This window comes from Parahoeflea alexandrii, from assembly GCF_027214025.1.
In the GTDB taxonomy this organism is placed as follows: domain Bacteria; phylum Pseudomonadota; class Alphaproteobacteria; order Rhizobiales; family Rhizobiaceae; genus Hoeflea; species Hoeflea alexandrii_A.
In genome coordinates this window covers 1-446 of sequence record NZ_JAPWHB010000033.1, presented here as the reverse complement: position 1 = coordinate 446, position 446 = coordinate 1, and the positions used below count along the sequence as shown (strand labels likewise).

General features: G+C 64.6%; 1 protein-coding gene. It reads right to left on the bottom strand.

What is annotated here, in order from left to right:
• Positions 1-446: VCBS domain-containing protein (locus tag O4H62_RS26580; protein ID WP_269391851.1), on the bottom strand; the 446-nt coding region annotated here is incomplete at both ends.

The following is a 446-nucleotide window of genomic DNA, read 5'->3' as shown; positions in this document are numbered from 1 at the left end:
ACGGTGAAGGTCAGAACCAGCTGGTCGTTCTCGCCCAGGAAGTCGATCGCCGCATTGGTGGCGTCATAGGTCCAGGCGATCTCGCCCGAACCGTCGCCGAACGTCGAGTTGCTCACGCCATCGAGCACATCATCGAGGCTGAAGGCGCCGAGAAGCGTGGCTTCCTGGCCAGCCGTCAGAACGTAGCCATTGGCGAGCGTCGCCGTCGTCACCACGCTGTTGGTCACAGAAGCCTGCGGCTCGTCCGACAGGTCGACATCGTCAAAGGTGATGGTGCCGGTCACGTCGACCGGATCGGCGTCGGCGAGCGGCGCAAGGTCAGCCTGCTCGTCAACCGTGCCCGACTGCACGCCCGAGGTGATCACCGGTGCGTCATTGGTGCCGTTGATGGTGATGGTGACGTCCTGCGAGGCGGTGCCGCCGTTCTGGTCGTCGACCGTCACGGT